The following is an 18,732-nucleotide window of genomic DNA, read 5'->3' on the forward strand; positions in this document are numbered from 1 at the left end:
TAAAATACATCACTTATAGAGATTTTGCATCGTGCTGACGCCCGGGGAAATGATATGAGCGAGAGACTACAGGCTCGAGCCATATCCCTAGGCAAGCATGCACGATCAAAATCGTAATATTTTAATGAAATATAAAGAGGACCAATCCATTGTTAAAGATTTGCCCTCTTATTTTGAGAATGGGGATTTATGTCCCAGCCTTTTTAGTATATTGTTAAATATGATAATGTTTAAATAACGATTTTATTTTATTTTTGAAATCTTCCACATAATGATCTGGCTTTAATAAAATGATTTCTTGTGGATATTCATATGCTAAGTGTAGGCATTCGCTTTTTGAAATAATGAGTTCAGCTTCAATAAATGCTTCGTTATTTTGGACATTCAGGACTATAAATTGACGTTGAATTTGTTCCCATATAGATGAACAGAATTTCATAGTGACAGTTGGGACCTGTAGAAAAATATTTTCGTCAAATGCCTCATCAAATTGATAAATATCAAGGATTGAATTTAAATCTTGTGTATAAATTTTGTTCTGATATATATAAGTAATCCAATATTTATTTTTGTAATGTCTTGTATATACTGGTACAACTTTATATGTTTGATGATCAACATCATTTAGTGAAATGATCTGTTTATTTTGTATAGCAAGTTGTATTTTATAAATAAGTGTTGATTCTGTTAATTCGTGATTGATTGTAAATTGATTGAGTAATGTATTAGATAAAAATTTTTCAGCTAGATTCGAATTACTGTTTAGCCCTCTAATTAAATTATAAGTGTCAATATGAATGTTGGGCGTGAAATTTTTCATTCTAAATAGCAGATTAAGTAATCGATTATTTTTAAATTTATAGCGATCTATTCTTATGCGATGGCGGCCTATATTGTTTTCATAAACAATTCTCGCATTAAGTCCTTCCCATTCATGGTCTTCATATAAAAAATTGTTTATATCACTAAAATCTCGCTGTATTGATCTTACATTAACATTTAATTGTTGTGCGAGTTCTTCTTTGCTTAATTTTTTCCCATTAAATAGACGAGTGAAAATATAAAGTAGTCTTTCTGATTTATCCAAGTATACACGCTCCTAACAATTTCAATAGAAAAATTCATTTTTTATTAGTTTGAATTATAGCATGATACTTTCTATAATGTGTAAAACAATATAAAATAATTTAAAAACTTAGTTGTTTCTTAAATTGTAATCATTTTAAAAAATCAATGTAAATTTTATAAACTACCACATCATTTAAAAATAAAAATGTAATAAAGTTTCAGACTATAACACTTAGGAAATATAATTGTGCCTAACTGTAATGAAAAAGTGTTTTATCGTTTCATAACAATTACCTTTTTGAGTTATAATGATTTAGCAATTAAATTTTTTTGAGTAAAAAAAGAATGAAGTTTGATTGACGTTGTGAAATGAACTGTCATATAATCTTTAAGTAAGATAAATATACATGTATGAATGATATTTGTGAGGTGAAATATATGAATATGAGAGCTGAACGTGTTGGCGAACAAATGAAACAAGAAATCATGGACATTGTTAACAATAAAGTAAAAGACCCTAGAATTGGTTTCTTAACAATAACAGAAGTTCAATTAACGAATGATTTATCTATTGCAACAATTTATTTAACTGTACTTGGTAATGATAAACAAATTGATGATACGTTTAAAGGTTTAGAGAAAGCAAAAGGTTTTATCAAATCTGAAATTGGTTCAAGAATGCGCTTAAGAATTGTACCAGATTTAAAATTTGAATACGATGAGTCTATTGACTACGGAAATAAAATCGAAAAAATGATACAAGACTTACACAAAAAAGATTAATTTTAAAAGCTGAAACAAACATTCACTGGGATGTTTGTCTCAGCTTTTTTTATAACCATTTCTTTATTGAGACGTGTTAATATAAGTAAGGAACGATAATAATAGGACGATTGAAGGTGACATGAAAATGTATAACGGTATTTTACCTGTATACAAAGAACGTGGCTTAACAAGCCATGACGTTGTATTTAAATTAAGGAAAATTTTAAAAACCAAAAAGGTGGGGCACACCGGTACATTAGATCCTGAAGTTTCAGGTGTATTACCCATATGTATAGGTCCAGCGACTAAGGTAAGCGATTATATTATGGAAATGGGAAAGACCTATTTTGCAACTGTATATTTAGGCTTTAGTACCACTACAGAAGATCAGACAGGTGAAATTTTAGAAAAAAAAACCATTGATGAAGACGCACTTAATGGGGAACAAATAGATAACACATTAGCACATTTTGAAGGTATAATTACGCAAATCCCACCGATGTATTCATCAGTGAAAGTTAAGGGTAAAAAGCTTTATGAATATGCAAGAAAAAATGAAACAGTCGAAAGACCTTCAAGAGAAGTCGAGATTTTTGACATTAAGCGAGCGTCTGAACTAAGATTTGAAAATCAAGGTTGCCAGTTTGATATCAAAGTAAAATGCGGTAAAGGTACTTATATTAGAACGTTGGCAACAGATATAGGAAAAGCGCTTGAATTACCAGCACATATGTCAAAGTTAACAAGAATACAAAGTGGTGGTTTTGATATTGAAAATAGTCTTACAATCGAAGATATACAATCACTACATGAGCATGAAACATTACAGGAAAAACTTTTTCCGATAGAATATGGTCTGAGAGGTTTGAAAAAAATCAACATATCAAATGAAAGTCAAAGATTTAAAATATTGAATGGTCAAAAATTTAATACAAATGAATTTGATCAATCCATAGATACGTTGGTTGTGATGTTTGATACACTAAATAATAAGGCATTAGCAATTTATACACCGCATCCTGAGAAACCTTATGAAATAAAACCGAAGAAGGTATTTAACTAAAGGAGAAATAGCCATGAAAGTAATTGAAGTAACTCATCCGATTCAAGAAGATCAGTATATATCAGAAGATGTAGCAATGGCATTTGGTTTTTTTGATGGCATGCATAAAGGTCATGCAGAGGTATTTGATACTTTAGAAAAAAAGGCAGAGGCATCGAATTTAAAGAAAGCTGTGATGACATTTGATCCGCATCCTTCTGTTGTTTTAAATCCTGAACTTAAACGTACGGATTACTTAACACCGATTCAAGATAAAATAGAAATATTAGAATCTTACGGGATTGACTATTGCATTGTTATTAACTTTTCTTCTAAATTTGCCAATGTAAGTGCAGAAGAATTTATACAGGAATACATCATTAATAACCATGTAAAAGAAGTAATTGCAGGTTTTGATTTTACGTTTGGCAAATTTGGTAAAGGCAACATGATGATTTTAGATGAAATGTCAGATTTTAATACGACTATCGTAAGTAAACAAGAAATTGAATCGGAGAAAATATCTACAACAGATATTAGAAAATCACTGAAAACAGGTGACTTACAAAAGGCAAACGATGAGCTTGGATATCGGTATCGTATCAAAGGTATGGTTGTACAAGGAGAAAAACGAGGAAGAACAATTGGTTTTCCTACAGCGAATGTAGAGCCGAGTGGAGATTACGTATTGCCTAAAAATGGTGTTTATGCCGTGAGTATGAAAATAGGTGCAAATGATAAAATTTATCGTGGAGCTGCCAACGTTGGTGTCAAACCAACATTTCATGATCCTTCTAAAGCACAAGTTGTCATAGAGGTGAATCTGTTTGACTTCCATGAAAACATATACGGTGAACGTGTTATCGTTTATTGGCATCATTATTTAAGACCAGAAGTTAAATTTGATGGTATAGATCCTTTAGTTGAACAAATGAATAAGGATAAGGAAAAAGCGAAATATTTACTTTCTGTTGATTTTGGTGACGAAATATCATATAATATTTAAGTCTGATGTGTTACACACATACAAGGCACCTTTATCTTGGCAGTTCGAGACTCCGACGATTGCTCGGATAAAGGCGCATAAAAATAAAAAGGAGGAAATTGACTATGGCAATTTCACAAGAACGTAAAAATGAATTAATTAAAGAATATCGTACACACGAAGCGGACACTGGTTCTCCAGAAGTACAAATCGCTGTGTTAACTGCAGAAATCACTGCATTAAACACTCATTTACGTGAACATACGAAAGATCACCATTCACGTCGTGGATTATTAAAAATGGTAGGTCGTCGTAGACACTTATTAAACTACTTACGTAGCAAAGATATTCAACGTTACCGTGAATTAATTAAATCATTAGGTATCCGTCGTTAATCTTTAGACGTATATTTATCGGGAAAGAACCTTTGGGGTCTTTCCCTTTTTTATAATTTTAGCATTTATAATTATACATTAAACTATATACTAATATAAATCATTATTAATAAATGATATGATAGGATTAACAGATAAATGAGAGGAGATTCGTAATGTCTCAAGAAAAAAAAGTTTTCAAAACTGAGTGGGCAAATAGATCTTTAACGATTGAAACCGGACAATTAGCTAAACAAGCTAACGGCGCAGTACTTGTTAGATATGGTGATACAGTCGTTTTATCTACTGCAGTAGCGTCAAAAGAACCACGTGATGGTGACTTTTTCCCATTAATGGTAAACTACGAAGAAAAAATGTATGCTGCAGGTAAAATACCTGGTGGCTTTAAAAAACGCGAAGGCCGTCCGAGTGATGAAGCTACGTTAACTGCACGATTAATTGATAGACCCATTCGTCCTTTGTTCCCTAAAGGTTATAGATATGACGTACAAATAATGAATACAGTCTTAAGTGCTGATCCTGATTGCTCGCCTGAAATGGCAGCAATGATAGGTTCGTCAATGGCATTAAGTGTTTCTGATATACCTTTTCAAGGCCCAATAGCAGGCGTGAACGTTGGTTATATAGATGGAGAATATGTGATTAACCCTACCGTTGCACAAAAAGAAGTATCTAGACTTGATTTAGAAGTAGCTGGTCATAAAGATGCAGTAAATATGGTAGAAGCAGGCGCAAGTGAAATTACAGAAAATGAAATGCTTGAAGCTATTTTCTTTGGACACCAAGAAATTCAGCGTCTAGTTAGCTTCCAAGAAGAAATTATCGATCATATTCAACCAGAGAAAAAAGCATTTGTTCCTGTTGAAAAAGATGAAACACTTGTTGAAAAAGTAAAATCATTAACTGCATCATATGGTTTGAAAGATGCCGTGTTAACATTTGATAAGCAACAACGAGACATTAATTTAGATGAACTTAAAGAAAAGGTTGCATCAGAATTTGTTGATGAAAATGATGATGAGAATGAAGATTTAATCAAAGAAGTTTACAGTATATTAGATGACTTGGTTAAAGAAGAAGTAAGACGTCTCATAGCAGAAGAAAAAATTAGACCAGATGGTCGTAAAACAGATGAAATTCGCCCATTAGAATCAGAAGTTGGCATTTTACCAAGAGCACATGGTTCAGGTTTATTTACAAGAGGACAAACACAAGCACTTTCAGTATTAACATTAGGCTCAATGAGTGAATATCAAATCTTAGATGGTCTTGGTGAAGAAGAACAAAAACGTTTTATGCATCACTATAACTTCCCAAATTATTCAGTTGGTGAAACTGGACCAGTTCGTTCACCCGGTCGTCGTGAAATTGGACATGGTGCATTGGGAGAACGCGCGCTTAGCCACATCATTCCAGATGTTAAAGATTTCCCATATACTGTGAGAATAGTGAGTGAAGTATTAGAATCAAACGGTTCATCATCACAAGCTTCTATTTGTGGCTCAACGTTAGCATTGATGGACGCGGGTGTTCCAATCAAAGCTCCAGTTGCTGGTATTGCTATGGGATTAGTTACACGTGATGATAGTTATACCATATTAACTGATATACAGGGTATGGAAGATGCACTTGGTGATATGGACTTTAAAGTAGCTGGTACATCTGAAGGTATTACAGCTATACAAATGGATATCAAAATTGATGGTTTAACAAAAGAAATTATTAAGGAAGCATTAGATCAAGCTCGAGAAGGTCGTTTGGCCATATTAGATCATATGCTACAAACAATTGATACACCACGTGGTGAACTAAGTGCCTTTGCACCGAAAGTTGTTACGATGTCTATAAAACCTGAAAAAATTAGAGATGTCATTGGTCCGGGCGGTAAAAAAATCAATGAAATCATTGATGAAACGGGTGTTAAATTAGATATCGAACAAGATGGAACGATATTTATTGGTGCAGTAGATAAAGATGCGATTGAAAAAGCGCGTAACATCATTGACGAAATCACAAGAGAGGCAGTAGTTGGAGAAGTATACAACGGTACAGTTAAACGTATTGAAAAATATGGTGCGTTTGTTGAATTGTTCCCAGGTAAAGACGCACTTGTACACATTTCTCAAATTGCTAATGAGCGCATTGATAAAGTAGAAGATGTGTTGAAAGTAGGAGACACATTTAAAATTAAAGTTACAGAAATTGATAAACAAGGCAGAGTAAATGCTTCACATAAAGCATTGTTATCAAATAATACAAAATAATGTTTATTAATAGAGACTGGTAAAATGATGAGAACTGCTTACAATAGAATTATTTTAATTCTATTGTAGAAAAGTTCAAGTCATATCACTGGTTTCTTTTTTTAATATTTCAGCATTGGTAATTAAATAGGATTAAGACAAAAGCTATAAATAAATGTGAATATATACATAAAAAATGCGACAAATACATCATTGCATACCTTAGAAACGCTTTTACATAAAAATAAATCATCCAATTATATATTTTAAAACAACTAAAGTAGCTACTTTAATAGTGTACATAAGGCCTATTTTAACTTATAATAAACTATGAGTTTATATATGGACGGGTAATTTAAATAGGAGGTAACATTTTGAGTTTAATTAAGAAAAAAAATAAAAATATTCGTATTATCCCTCTCGGAGGCGTTGGGGAAATTGCGAAAAATATGTATATCGTTGAAGTAGACGATGAAATGTTTATGTTAGATGCGGGACTGATGTTTCCAGAAGATGAAATGTTGGGTGTAGATATCGTTATTCCTGATATTCAATATGTGATAGAAAATAAAGACAGATTAAAAGGTATATTCCTAACGCACGGCCATGAACACGCGATAGGTGCTGTTACTTATGTGCTTGAGCAAGTTGATGCGCCTGTTTATGGTTCTAAATTAACAATTGCATTAATCAAAGAAAATATGAAGGCTCGCAATGTAAATAAGAAAGTTAGATATTATACTGTTAATAATGAGTCAATTATGCGCTTTAAGGGTGTTAATGTCACATTCTTTAACACTACACATAGTATTCCAGATAGTTTAGGTGTTTGTATACACACTTCTTATGGTGCTATTGTATACACTGGGGAATTCAAGTTCGATCAAAGTTTACAAGGACATTATGCTCCGGATTTGAAAAAAATGACTGAAGTTGGACAAGATGGTGTGTTTGCTTTAATCAGTGACTCGACTGAAGCAGAAAAGCCAGGTTATAACACGCCAGAAAACGTGATAGAATCTCATATGTATGATGCGTTTACGAAGGTGAAAGGTAGATTGATTGTTTCATGCTATGCATCTAATTTTATTCGTATTCAACAGGTTTTAAACATTGCGCAAAGATTAAATAGAAAAGTATCTTTCCTAGGGCGTTCGTTAGAAAGTTCATTTAATATCGCTAGAAAACTTGGCTATTTTGATATTTCTAAGGATTTGCTAATACCAATTAATGAGTTTGAAAATTATCCGAAAAATGAAGTGATAATTATTGCAACTGGTATGCAAGGAGAACCAGTTGAAGCATTAAGTCAAATGGCACAAAAGAAACATAAGATAATGAATATTGAAGAAGGAGATTCGGTCTTCTTAGCAATTACTGCGTCTGCTAATATGGAAGTGATTGTTGGAAATACGCTTAATGAACTCGTTCGTGCAGGAGCCGAAATCATTCCCAACAGTAAAAAAATTCATACTTCAAGTCATGGTTGCATGGAAGAATTAAAAATGATGATTAATATTATGAAGCCTGAGTATTTCATTCCGGTAAATGGTGAATTTAAAATGCAAATTGCGCATGCTAAGTTAGCTAATGAAGCTGGTGTCCAACCTGAGAAAATATTCCTAGTGGAAAAAGGCGATGTGGTAAACTATGACGGTGAAGAAATGATTTTAAATGAAAAAGTCAATTCCGGCAATGTGCTCATTGATGGTATTGGTGTAGGTGATGTTGGTAACATCGTGTTACGTGATCGTCATTTACTTGCTGAAGATGGCATCTTTATCGCAGTCGTAACTTTAGATCCTAAGAATCGTAGAATTGCTGCTGGTCCAGAAATTCAATCACGTGGTTTTGTTTATGTAAGGGAAAGTGAAGCTTTACTAAATGAAGCTGAAGAAAAAGTGCGTGAAATCGTTGAATTAGGTTTACAAGAAAAACGTATTGAATGGTCAGAAATTAAACAAAATATGCGTGATCAAGTAAGCAAACTGCTTTTTGAAAATACAAAACGCCGTCCAATGATTATTCCGATAATATCTGAAATTTAATAATTTCTATTCTAAAATAAAGAGGTTAAGACAGACGCTTTGGTAAGGTTATTTAAAAGTAAATTGTATATATGTTATATCTAAACAAGATATATACAACCTTTAAATATACTGGAGCGAATAATGTCTTACCTCTTTTATGTTATTATAAGTATATAATAAAATGATTTTTATAGAATTTAAAATCATATTTATAATTTGTATTATCACTTGATATTAAAATACACAAATATAATTCATATACATATCGAAAAAACAGAGTTGAAAAGAAGGTGTGAATGTTGGCACAAACGAGAAAGAGCTCAACAACAAAGAAAAAAACATCGAATACGAGAAAGAAAACTGCAAATAATAAAAAAAAGAAAAGTGATAGTCCATTAAGATATATTATTGCGATAGTAATTTTTATTGCTATCATTCTTGGTATTTTTCAATTGGGCATTATAGGCACAATGATAGATAGTTTTTTTAATTACTTATTTGGCACAAGTAGGTACTTAACTTATATCTTAATTTTGATAAGTACTGTATTTATTACTTATTATAAGGCATTGCCGAAGACGAGACGTACAACAGGTGCATTTGTTTTACAAATTGCATTATTACTTGTGACTCAAACAGTGTACTACTTCATGCATAGAGCTCAATCATTAAGAGAGCCCGTGTTATCATATGTTTATAAATCTTATGAACATAATACATTTCCAAATTTTGGTGGAGGATTATTTGGACATTACTTATTGGTATTATTTATACCACTCATTTCAATTGTCGGTGTAATTATTGTAACGCTATTATTAATAGCTTCTAGTTTTATCTTATTAACAAAACAAAGACATAGAGATGTGTCTAAAGTTGCTTTTGAAAAGATGAAAGTAAAAAGTCAAGATGCTTCTGCAAATCTTAAAGAACGCCATAAAGAAAGTAAAATTAAAAAAGATGCTAAAGCACGTATAAAAGCCGAAAAAAAAGCTGAAAAAGCAACTGAACAAGCACAAACTCAAAATAATGTTAAGGATGTAACTGATCTACCTGAAATAAGTAATAACACGTCTGAACAACAATCAATTCCAATTTATGGACATAACGATTATAAAGATGAAGATATTAAACAAGCACAAACTCAAAACAACAGATCGAAACGCGTATTTGATCAAAATAATCAAAGTACAATCCAAGAAACAAATCCAGAAGATAATGCAATCAATGATCAATCAGTTAATGAATTAGAAGAAGGCGAAGCACAAGATGAAGATGCGGCCTCAAATTCCATTTCTGAAGCTGGAGAAGTAGAAAACGAAGCATATAAAATACCACCATTAACATTATTAAAACAACCAACTAAACAGAAATCGACTTCTAAAGCAGAGGTGCAAAAAAAAGGGCAGTTGTTAGAAAACACATTGAAAAACTTTGGTGTAGATGCTAAAGTGACTCAGATTAAAATAGGCCCAGCAGTGACACAATATGAAATACAACCCGCTCAAGGTGTTAAAGTGAGTAAGATAGTTAATCTGCATAACGATATTGCGTTAGCTTTAGCAGCTAAGGACATACGTATCGAAGCACCAATACCTGGACGATCTGCTGTAGGTATAGAAGTACCAAATGATAAGATTTCGCTTGTTTCTTTAAAAGAAGTATTAGATGAAAAATTTCCTGCTTCTAATAAGTTAGAAGTAGGACTAGGTAGGGATATTTCAGGTGACCCAATCACAGTAGAACTGAACAAGATGCCTCATTTACTTGTAGCAGGTTCTACAGGAAGCGGGAAATCTGTTTGTATCAATGGTATTATTACAAGTATCCTGTTAAATGCAAAGCCACACGAAGTTAAACTTATGTTAATTGATCCGAAAATGGTAGAATTAAATATATACAATGGTATCCCTCATTTACTCATACCTGTTGTAACCAATCCACATAAGGCATCTCAAGCTTTAGAAAAAGTAGTAGCAGAAATGGAAAGACGTTATGACTTGTTTCAACATTCTTCAACTAGAAATATTGAAGGTTATAATGAAGCAATTAGAAAACAAAATGAAGAGTTAGATGAAAAGCAATCTGAGTTACCATATATTGTTGTTATTGTAGATGAGTTAGCAGATTTAATGATGGTTGCTGGTAAAGAAGTAGAAAACGCAATACAAAGAATCACACAAATGGCACGTGCAGCAGGTATTCACCTAATAATTGCAACACAACGTCCTTCCGTAGATGTAATTACTGGTTTAATAAAAAATAATATACCATCTAGAATTGCTTTTGCTGTGAGTTCACAAACAGATTCTAGAACGATTATTGATAGCGGTGGTGCAGATAAATTACTTGGTAAAGGTGACATGCTTTATGTTGCTAATGGTGGATCTACTAGAACTAGAGTTCAAGGTGCGTTTTTAAGTGACCAAGAGGTTCAAGACATCGTAAATTATGTCGTAGAGCAACAAAAAGCGAATTATGTAAAAGAAATGGAACCAGATGCTCCCGTTGAAAAATCAGAAATGAAGAGTGAAGATGCCTTGTATGATGAAGCGTATTTATTTGTAATTGAACAACAAAAAGCAAGTACATCGTTATTACAAAGACAATTTAGAATTGGTTACAACCGTGCTTCCAGATTGATGGATGATTTAGAACGTAATCAAGTGATTGGACCACAAAAAGGCAGTAAACCTAGACAAATACTCGTGGATTTAGATAGTGATGAGGTGTAAATATGGAATTAACTTCTGTTTATAAAGTAAAAGAATGGCTGATACAAGAGATAAATGCAAGAGCATTGAAACCAGGGGATGCTTTACCTAGTAATCTTGCAGTTGCTAGAAAATTAAATGTTAAAACAGATGACGTATATGATGCAGTTGACGAACTAATTACTGAACAAGTGTTATCTAATAATTTAGAAGAAGGTGCAAGTGTTAAAACGCTGCACCCGTTCTTCTATCCATTAGATGAATTGGTTAGTATCAGTAAAATGATTGAAAATCAAGGTTATCATGCGAGTACAGAGTATATCAGCTTAGACGAAAAACCTGCGACATCTTTAGATGCTCAGAGATTAAATCTTCCTGAAAAAGCGTTAGTAACAATTATTGAACGCGTGAGAATGGCTGATCGTATGCCAGTTGTATATTGCTTAGATAAGCTGCCAGCAGAAGATTTAACATGTGCGCAGTATCAAAATAGTGATGAATCATTGTTAAACGCAATTGAATATTATGCTTCGAAAAAAGTTGCATACGCAGAAACTGAGATAGAGGCTATTGGTTATGAACCACATATATCAGACATATTGGATGCTTCACCACATGAAGGGCTTATGTTGTTGAAATTAATTCATTATGATAAAAATGATCAACCAATACTTTATTCTTTTAATTATTTCAAAAGTAGTTTAGTAAAATTTAAAACGGTTAGAAATAGTATATAATAACAAAATTATGAAAGTGAGGTTTGACAATTTGAAAATAAACGAACAGCAAAATGATTTGCATATTAATGTGTTACCAACAACAAAGTTCAAAACAACCACAATTACTTTAAAATTTATGGCTCCATTGGATAGTGAAACCATGACAGCTCGATCAATACTCAGTAAGTTACTTGTGCGTGCTACTAAAAAATGGCCGACAGACAAGGCATTTAACCGTCATCTTTCAGAATTGTATGGTGCGTATGTTAATAGTTTTGTCTCAAAATTTAAAGACAAGCATGTCATAACGATATCATTGGAATTAGTCAACGAACGCTATCTTACGGACCAAACACCATTATTTGAAAAGGGTTTAGATTTGTTAACAGAAATGATTTGGCACCCTCTAGTTTCTAATGATAGTTTTGATGAAAACTTTGTTTCACAAGAAAAGGCTTTACTTACTAAAAAATTAGAAGCAATGGTTGATAATAAATCTCAAATATCTTTTTTAAATTTATTGAAGTATATGTTTGGTGAACAACCGTATCGTCACCTAGCATCGGGGCAAGTAGATTACATAGCAAATATAACACCCGAAACTTTATATCATACATATCAATCTATGCTACAGAACGACTATTGTGCTGTTTATGTCGTAGGTAATGTAGATGAACAAGAAGTAAAATCTCAAATCAAAACTTATTTTGATATAAAACCATTCCAATTTAAACAATCTCATGCGACGCCAGTACCACAAGCAGATAAAGTTCCACAAGAAATCGTTGAGACAGATGAGGTGGACCAAGCAAAATTAAATATTGGATTTAAACTGCCAGTTCAATTCGGAGATAAACAATATTTTGCTAGTGTTGTTTTTAATACCATGTTTGGCGGAGACCCCTCTTCCGTTTTGTTTAATGAAGTTCGAGAAAAACAAAGTTTAGCTTATTCAATTCATTCGCAAATAGATGCGAAAAATGGTTTTATGTTTGTGCTTAGTGGTGTTTCATCTGATAAATATAGCGTAGCAAAAGATACAATTATTGCGGAATTTGAAAAGTTCCAACAGGGTCAATTTAGCGAAGAAAAATTGGAACTGGCTAAGAAAATTATCATTTCTCAACGTCAAGAATCGTATGATCGTCCTAAACGTATCATAGAGATATTAAATAATAATATTTTATTAGAGCATGATATATCAGAGGAAGATTACATTAAACATATTCAAGATGTTAATAAATCAGAAATTATAGAATTAGTTAAAAACATAGAACTTAATACAATTTATATATTAACGAAAGGAGGCCAACATTAATGCAAAGCACATATTATGACCAAATAGATGAAACTGTTTATGAAACTGAGTTGAATAATGGCTTAAAATTATTTGTAATACCTAAAACAGGCTTTCAGAAAACGTTTGTTACATATACAACGCAATTTGGTTCTTTAGATCGTAAATTTAAACCACATGGTAGTGAAGATTATGTTACTGTACCAGATGGCGTAGCACACTTTTTAGAGCATAAACTATTTGAAAATGAAGAAGAAGACTTATTCACAGCATTTGCAGAAGATAATGCGCAAGTAAATGCATTTACTAGTTTTGACCGAACAAGTTATTTGTTTAGTGCAACAGATAATGTTGAAAGCAATATAAAACGATTGTTAACGATGGTTGAAACACCGTACTTTACTGAAGCATCTGTAAATAAAGAAAAAGGTATTATTGCTGAAGAAATTAAAATGTATCAAGAGCAGCCTGGCTATAAATTGATGTTTAATACATTGAGAGCTATGTATGAATCACATCCAATTCGAGTTGATATAGCTGGTAGTGTGGAAAGTATTTATGACATAACAAAAGAAGATTTATATCTTTGCTATGAAACATTTTATCATCCTTCTAATATGGTTTTATTTGTTGTTGGAGATGTAGATGTAGACCATATTTACAATGTTGTTGCAGACCATGAAAATCAAAGAAATAAAACGAATCAACCTCAAATCGTAAGGGATCCGTTAACAGAACAAGATGGCGTAAGAGAAAACATTATAACTGAAAAGATGAAGTTACAATCACCTAGAATTATGCTTGGCTTTAAAAACACACCATTAGTTGATGTGCCAGATAAATTACTAGTAAAAAAAGATTTAGAAATGACTTTGTTTTTTGAATTACTATTTGGAGAAGAAACTGATTTTTATCAAATGTTACTTAATGAAGAGTTGATAGATGAAACATTTGGTTATCAATTTGTATTAGAACCTACATATAGCTTTTCCATGATTACTAGTGCAACACAACATCCAGATAAGTTAAAAAAATTATTATTAGATGAACTGGAAGCCAAACAAGGTAACTTAACTGATACAGAAGCGTTTAATTTATTGAAAAAACAATTTATTGGAGAATTTATATCCGGTTTGAATTCCCCTGAATATATAGCAAATCAATATACAAAACTTTATTTTGAAGGTGTAAGTTTATTTGATTTATTAGACATTGTAGAAAGTATTACGTTAGAAAGTGTAAATGAAACAGCGCAAACATGTTTGAATTTATCTCAAATTGTTGATAGTCGTTTGGAGATGAAATAAACAATGAAGGCTTTGGTTATAGGTGGTTCAGGATCTATAGGTTCGGCAATCGTAAATCGGTTGTTGTCTGATGGGTATGAAGTCATCGTTCATTATAATAATGCTGATATCAATCAACTGAAAGTTCAGTTCAACCATAGTTCAGTACAATTTATACAATGTGATTTGCGCAATGTAAATGATTTCAATCAATATTTTCATTTTATAAAAAATTTAGATTGTCTTATTTATGCCAGTGGAACCGCGTTGTATGGTCAGTTGCAAGATATGACAGATGCAATGATTGATGAACATTATCAAATTCATGTACGCCAATTAATTAGAATATGTAGATATTTTGTAGATCAGTTACGACAAAGTCATAATGGTCGGATTGTAGTTATTTCATCAATTTGGGGTGAAACAGGTGCGAGTATGGAAACAATCTATTCGGCGATGAAATCAGCGCAAATTGGTTTCGTAAAAGCATTGAGTCAAGAACTATCAATGACTTCAGTCACTGTGAATGCCATCGCACCTGGTTTTGTGAGCGGTAATATGTTAAAAGTTTGGGGAGAAAGTGAACTTGAAACTTTAACTCAAGATTTACCACAACAAAGGTTTATTGAGCCTGAAGAAGTTGCGCATACCTGTAGCTATCTTTGCAATCCATTAGCTAAAAGTGTGACTGGTACAATACAAAAAGTGAATGGCGCTTGGTATTTATAATTTTTGATATAATTGAAAAAATAAACCACTTGTGAAACATTCAATGATATAATATCAATATCATTCATTACATTACATTTTAAAGTTATTTACGCTGTACCATGCTTTTTTCATTTAATAGATAACTAGAAATGTGATAGATTTTAGTCAAAGCGAATTGCTGTGATTTATAAACTAAGGGGTGTATATGCCATGACAGTTGTTGCAAAAAAAGAATGGTATTTAGAATATGAAATAACAATGAACAGAGCTGGACTGCTAGGTGATGTTTCCAGTTTGTTAGGTATGATGGGTATCAGTATTGTTACAATAAATGGTATTGATGAAGGTAGAAGAGGTCTATTAATTAAATCTGATAATCTTGAAAAAGTTAGTAGATTTGAAAATATCGTTAGTGAAATTGATGATATCTCTATTACTAAATTGCGTAAACCAGAATTGCGAGACCGATTGGCAGTACGACATGGTAGATACATAGAGCAAGATGCTGCTGATAAAAAAACATTTCGTTTTGAAAGAGAAGATTTGGGTTTATTAGTAGATTTTATGGCCGAATTATTTAAAGAAAAAGGTCATAAATTAATCGGTATTAGAGGTATGCCAAGAGTAGGTAAAACTGAATCAATTGTAGCCGGTAGTGTCTGTGCACATAAACGTTGGTTATTTATTAGTTCTACCTTAATTAAGCAAACTGTTCGTAGTTCACTCATAAAAGGTGAGTATGATTCTGATCATGTCTATATTATTGATGGTGCGGTTACGGCAAGAGAAGCCAACCAAAAGCATCAAGAACTAGTGAAAGAGGTTATGAGCTTACCAGCAATTAAAGTTGTAGAGCATCCTGATTTATTTGTGGAAACCAGTGATTATGAGATGAGTGATTTTGATTACATCATTGAACTAAGAGAAAATAAAAATCAAGAAATCCATTATGAAGAAATGAAAAAACACACCGTGAAAAGTAAAAATAATCTTGATTTCGGTGACGATGTTTTCGGTGGAGGTTTTGGATTTTTTGAATAGTAAAAGATAATGGATGAGGAGGACTAACATCGTGAGTTTAGTTGGTCAAACTTTAAAAGGACGTCGCGAAAGATTAGGTATGACATTAACAGAATTAGAAAATCGAACAGAAATTAAACGTCAAACTTTGACACTCATTGAAAAAAATGATTTTGAGTCACTTAAAAATGCAGATTATGTAGAAGGTTTTATCCGTAAATATGCAAAGGCTGTAAATATCGATGCTGAGCAGCTTATTCATGCACATAGAGATGAAATTCCTAATCATGATAATAACTTGAAAGATACAGTTGACGCTTTTTCTTCTGATCATCAACCTACTTATCGTAGTAAAAACAAAGAACCTTTGCAGTTGGCAGTAGTAATAAGTCTGGTGATTATTGTTACTGCCATACTGTGGATATTAGCAGTATTATTTTTATAAAAATGTCTTTGTGCATTTGTAGTAAGTTATATATAGAAATGAGGATTTGAAATGAATATTCCGAATTGGATAACTGTTTTTAGAGTTATATTAATTCCAGTATTTCTATTATTCGCTTTAGTAGATTTTGGTTTTGGTAATGTAACTTTTATTGGTGGATATGAAATTAGAATCGAATTATTGATTAGTGGTGTTATCTTTATTATTGCCTCGTTAAGTGACTTTGCAGATGGTTATTTAGCAAGAAAATGGCAACTCGTTACAAATATGGGGAAATTTTTAGACCCATTAGCAGATAAACTACTCGTTTCAAGTGCTTTGATAGCATTAGTTGAAATTGGATTAACAAACTCCTGGGTAGCGATTATTATTATTGCACGTGAATTTGCGGTCACAGGATTGCGATTATTACAAATCGAACAAGGCTTTGTAAGCGCAGCTGGGCAATTAGGTAAAATTAAAACGGCGGTTACGATGATAGCGCTCGTATGGATTTTACTAGGTGACCCATTAGCAATGTGGATTGGTTTTCCAATAGGTCAGGTGCTTTTATACATTGGGGTATTCTTTACTGTTCTTTCTGGTATTGAATATTTCTATAAAGGTAGAGATGTATTTAAAGCCAAATAATATGCGTTTAATTCTGACAATCATGAATTTAACTGGAAAGTGTTTTTTAAAGCACATTTCCAGTTTTTTTGTTGAAATAGTATGTTTTGTAACTGAATGATGATTAATCAAAACAAAACAATTTACAGACGAAATTTTAGTTTTTAGATAGAGTTAGCTTTATAATAAAATTAAATAATTCAACATACTGAATAGCGAAATGCTTATTTGCGAACGAGGAGGAAAAAACGTGAATATATCAATTATAGCGGTTGGATCTGAATTATTACTGGGTCAAATTGCGAATACCAATGGTCAATATCTTTCAAAATTATTTAATGATATAGGGCACAGTGTTGTAGAACATATTGTAGTAGGAGATAATCCTAAAAGGCTTGAACGTGTAATACATTCATCTTTAGAACAATATGATGCTGTTATTCTTACTGGTGGGCTAGGACCTACTAAAGATGATCTAACGAAACATACGATAGCACAGATATTAGGTCGCGATTTGGTAACGGATGAAAAATCATTGAAGTATATTGAGCAATATTTTAAAGATCAAAATGTTGAGATGACACCGAACAATAAACAACAAGCATTAGTCATTGAAGGTGCAAAAGTATTAGATAATAAAGTAGGTATGGCACCAGGTATGTTGATTGAACATAACGATAAACGTATCGCATTATTACCTGGTCCACCTAAAGAAATGCAACCGATGGCAAAACATGGTTTGTTACCATATTTTTTAAATGGAGAAAGCATTATTTTTTCAGAATTATTGCGTTTTGCAGGCATAGGTGAATCTAAAATTGAAACTATTTTAATGGACTTAATAGATAACCAAAAGAACCCTACGATTGCCCCTTTAGCAGGCACGCATGAAGTGAATATAAGATTGACGGCGAATGGTGATTCAAAACAAGAATGTGAAGCATTAATAGCACCAGTAAAAAAAGAAATATTATCACGTATTGGTGATTATTATTATGGATCGGATGACACTTCCATAGAAGCAGCGTTTTTAAAACATATAAATCAATCATTTGCAATCTATGATGGTGTTACAGATGGTGAATTATATTCGAGAATAAAAAATCATGATGATTCAAATAAACTTTTGGGTATGTTACCACATCACCAGCAATTTATAAATCTCAAAGAGGATATTGAACGACAACTGTCAATATCATGTCGTATCGTTAAAGATTTATATAATGCGGAAATAGGTATTTCATTATTACATGAAAATGGTACAGTATACTTAGGTATTTTAGAAAATGAATATCTAACAATTAAATCATTTAAAATGACGAAAAAGAGAAATTTAATAAAAAAAAGAGCACAAAACTATGCATTAATCCGATTATTAAACTATTTTAAAGCATAAATGATTAGAC

The 18,732-nt window shown here is 32.2% G+C and carries 15 protein-coding genes and 2 pseudogenes; 16 read left to right on the top strand and 1 reads right to left on the bottom strand.

Features of this window, described 5'->3' with window-relative positions; translation table 11 throughout:
• Window positions 1-214 precede the first annotated feature (214 nt).
• Complete coding sequence (locus KA867_RS04865; RefSeq protein WP_210137186.1) at window positions 215-1,087, bottom strand: HTH domain-containing protein; 873 nt, start codon at window positions 1,085-1,087, stop codon at window positions 215-217.
• Window positions 1,088-1,506: 419 nt separating this feature from the next.
• On the opposite strand from KA867_RS04865, the gene rbfA reads away from it, so the two are divergent.
• From rbfA to KA867_RS04940, 16 genes and pseudogenes are all read left to right on the top strand, one after another.
• Window positions 1,507-1,851 carry a 30S ribosome-binding factor RbfA gene (gene rbfA / locus KA867_RS04870; RefSeq protein ID WP_210137187.1) on the top strand — a complete coding sequence of 115 codons (345 nt, stop codon included), beginning with the start codon at window positions 1,507-1,509 and terminating at the stop codon, window positions 1,849-1,851.
• A gap of 127 nt (window positions 1,852-1,978) precedes the next feature.
• A complete protein-coding gene (gene truB / locus KA867_RS04875) occupies window positions 1,979-2,896 on the top strand; it encodes a tRNA pseudouridine(55) synthase TruB (protein WP_210137188.1) in 918 nt (305 codons plus the stop codon).
• Between the two features lie 13 nt (window positions 2,897-2,909).
• On the top strand, window positions 2,910-3,881 hold the full coding sequence (locus tag KA867_RS04880; RefSeq protein ID WP_107384820.1) for a bifunctional riboflavin kinase/FAD synthetase: 972 nt from the start codon (window positions 2,910-2,912) through the stop codon (window positions 3,879-3,881).
• Window positions 3,882-3,985: 104 nt separating this feature from the next.
• Window positions 3,986-4,255, top strand: a complete 270-nt coding sequence (rpsO, locus tag KA867_RS04885; RefSeq protein ID WP_019468698.1) for a 30S ribosomal protein S15 — start codon at window positions 3,986-3,988, stop codon at window positions 4,253-4,255.
• Window positions 4,256-4,410: 155 nt separating this feature from the next.
• Window positions 4,411-6,519: a polyribonucleotide nucleotidyltransferase gene (gene pnp, locus KA867_RS04890; RefSeq protein ID WP_210137189.1), complete on the top strand. Its 2,109-nt coding sequence runs from the start codon at window positions 4,411-4,413 to the stop codon at window positions 6,517-6,519.
• A gap of 353 nt (window positions 6,520-6,872) precedes the next feature.
• Complete coding sequence (rnjB, locus tag KA867_RS04895) at window positions 6,873-8,546, top strand: ribonuclease J2 (protein ID WP_210137190.1); 1,674 nt, start codon at window positions 6,873-6,875, stop codon at window positions 8,544-8,546.
• A gap of 278 nt (window positions 8,547-8,824) precedes the next feature.
• Window positions 8,825-9,649 (top strand): annotated as a pseudogene (locus KA867_RS13570) (cell division protein FtsK); the annotation flags it as partial.
• A 156-nt stretch (window positions 9,650-9,805) separates the two neighbouring features.
• Window positions 9,806-11,260 (top strand): annotated as a pseudogene (locus KA867_RS13575) (DNA translocase FtsK); the annotation flags it as partial.
• 2 nt (window positions 11,261-11,262) lie between these two features.
• Complete coding sequence (locus tag KA867_RS04905) at window positions 11,263-11,976, top strand: GntR family transcriptional regulator (protein WP_019468702.1); 714 nt, start codon at window positions 11,263-11,265, stop codon at window positions 11,974-11,976.
• 10 nt (window positions 11,977-11,986) lie between these two features.
• Entirely contained in the window at window positions 11,987-13,276 is a 1,290-nt protein-coding gene (gene yfmF / locus KA867_RS04910) for an EF-P 5-aminopentanol modification-associated protein YfmF (protein ID WP_210137192.1), read from the top strand.
• Window positions 13,276-14,562: an EF-P 5-aminopentanol modification-associated protein YfmH gene (gene yfmH / locus KA867_RS04915; RefSeq protein WP_210137193.1), complete on the top strand. Its 1,287-nt coding sequence runs from the start codon at window positions 13,276-13,278 to the stop codon at window positions 14,560-14,562. Before yfmF ends, yfmH begins: the two co-directional genes overlap by 1 nt.
• A 3-nt stretch (window positions 14,563-14,565) precedes the next feature.
• Entirely contained in the window at window positions 14,566-15,270 is a 705-nt protein-coding gene (gene ymfI, locus KA867_RS04920) for an elongation factor P 5-aminopentanone reductase (protein ID WP_210137194.1), read from the top strand.
• A 192-nt stretch (window positions 15,271-15,462) separates the two neighbouring features.
• Window positions 15,463-16,293: a DUF3388 domain-containing protein gene (locus KA867_RS04925; protein ID WP_210137195.1), complete on the top strand. Its 831-nt coding sequence runs from the start codon at window positions 15,463-15,465 to the stop codon at window positions 16,291-16,293.
• A 31-nt stretch (window positions 16,294-16,324) separates the two neighbouring features.
• A complete protein-coding gene (locus KA867_RS04930) occupies window positions 16,325-16,717 on the top strand; it encodes a helix-turn-helix domain-containing protein (RefSeq protein WP_210137196.1) in 393 nt (130 codons plus the stop codon).
• 51 nt (window positions 16,718-16,768) lie between these two features.
• The gene (gene pgsA / locus KA867_RS04935) at window positions 16,769-17,347 is read left to right on the top strand and encodes a CDP-diacylglycerol--glycerol-3-phosphate 3-phosphatidyltransferase (protein WP_210137197.1); all 579 of its coding nucleotides are present in this window, start codon (window positions 16,769-16,771) and stop codon (window positions 17,345-17,347) included.
• Between the two features lie 229 nt (window positions 17,348-17,576).
• Window positions 17,577-18,722 carry a CinA family nicotinamide mononucleotide deamidase-related protein gene (locus tag KA867_RS04940; RefSeq protein WP_210137198.1) on the top strand — a complete coding sequence of 382 codons (1,146 nt, stop codon included), beginning with the start codon at window positions 17,577-17,579 and terminating at the stop codon, window positions 18,720-18,722.
• The last annotated feature ends 10 nt before the right edge of the window (window positions 18,723-18,732 follow it).

Source organism: Staphylococcus sp. GDH8C109P (genome assembly GCF_017893405.1).
In the GTDB taxonomy this organism is placed as follows: Bacteria; Bacillota; Bacilli; order Staphylococcales; family Staphylococcaceae; genus Staphylococcus; species Staphylococcus cohnii.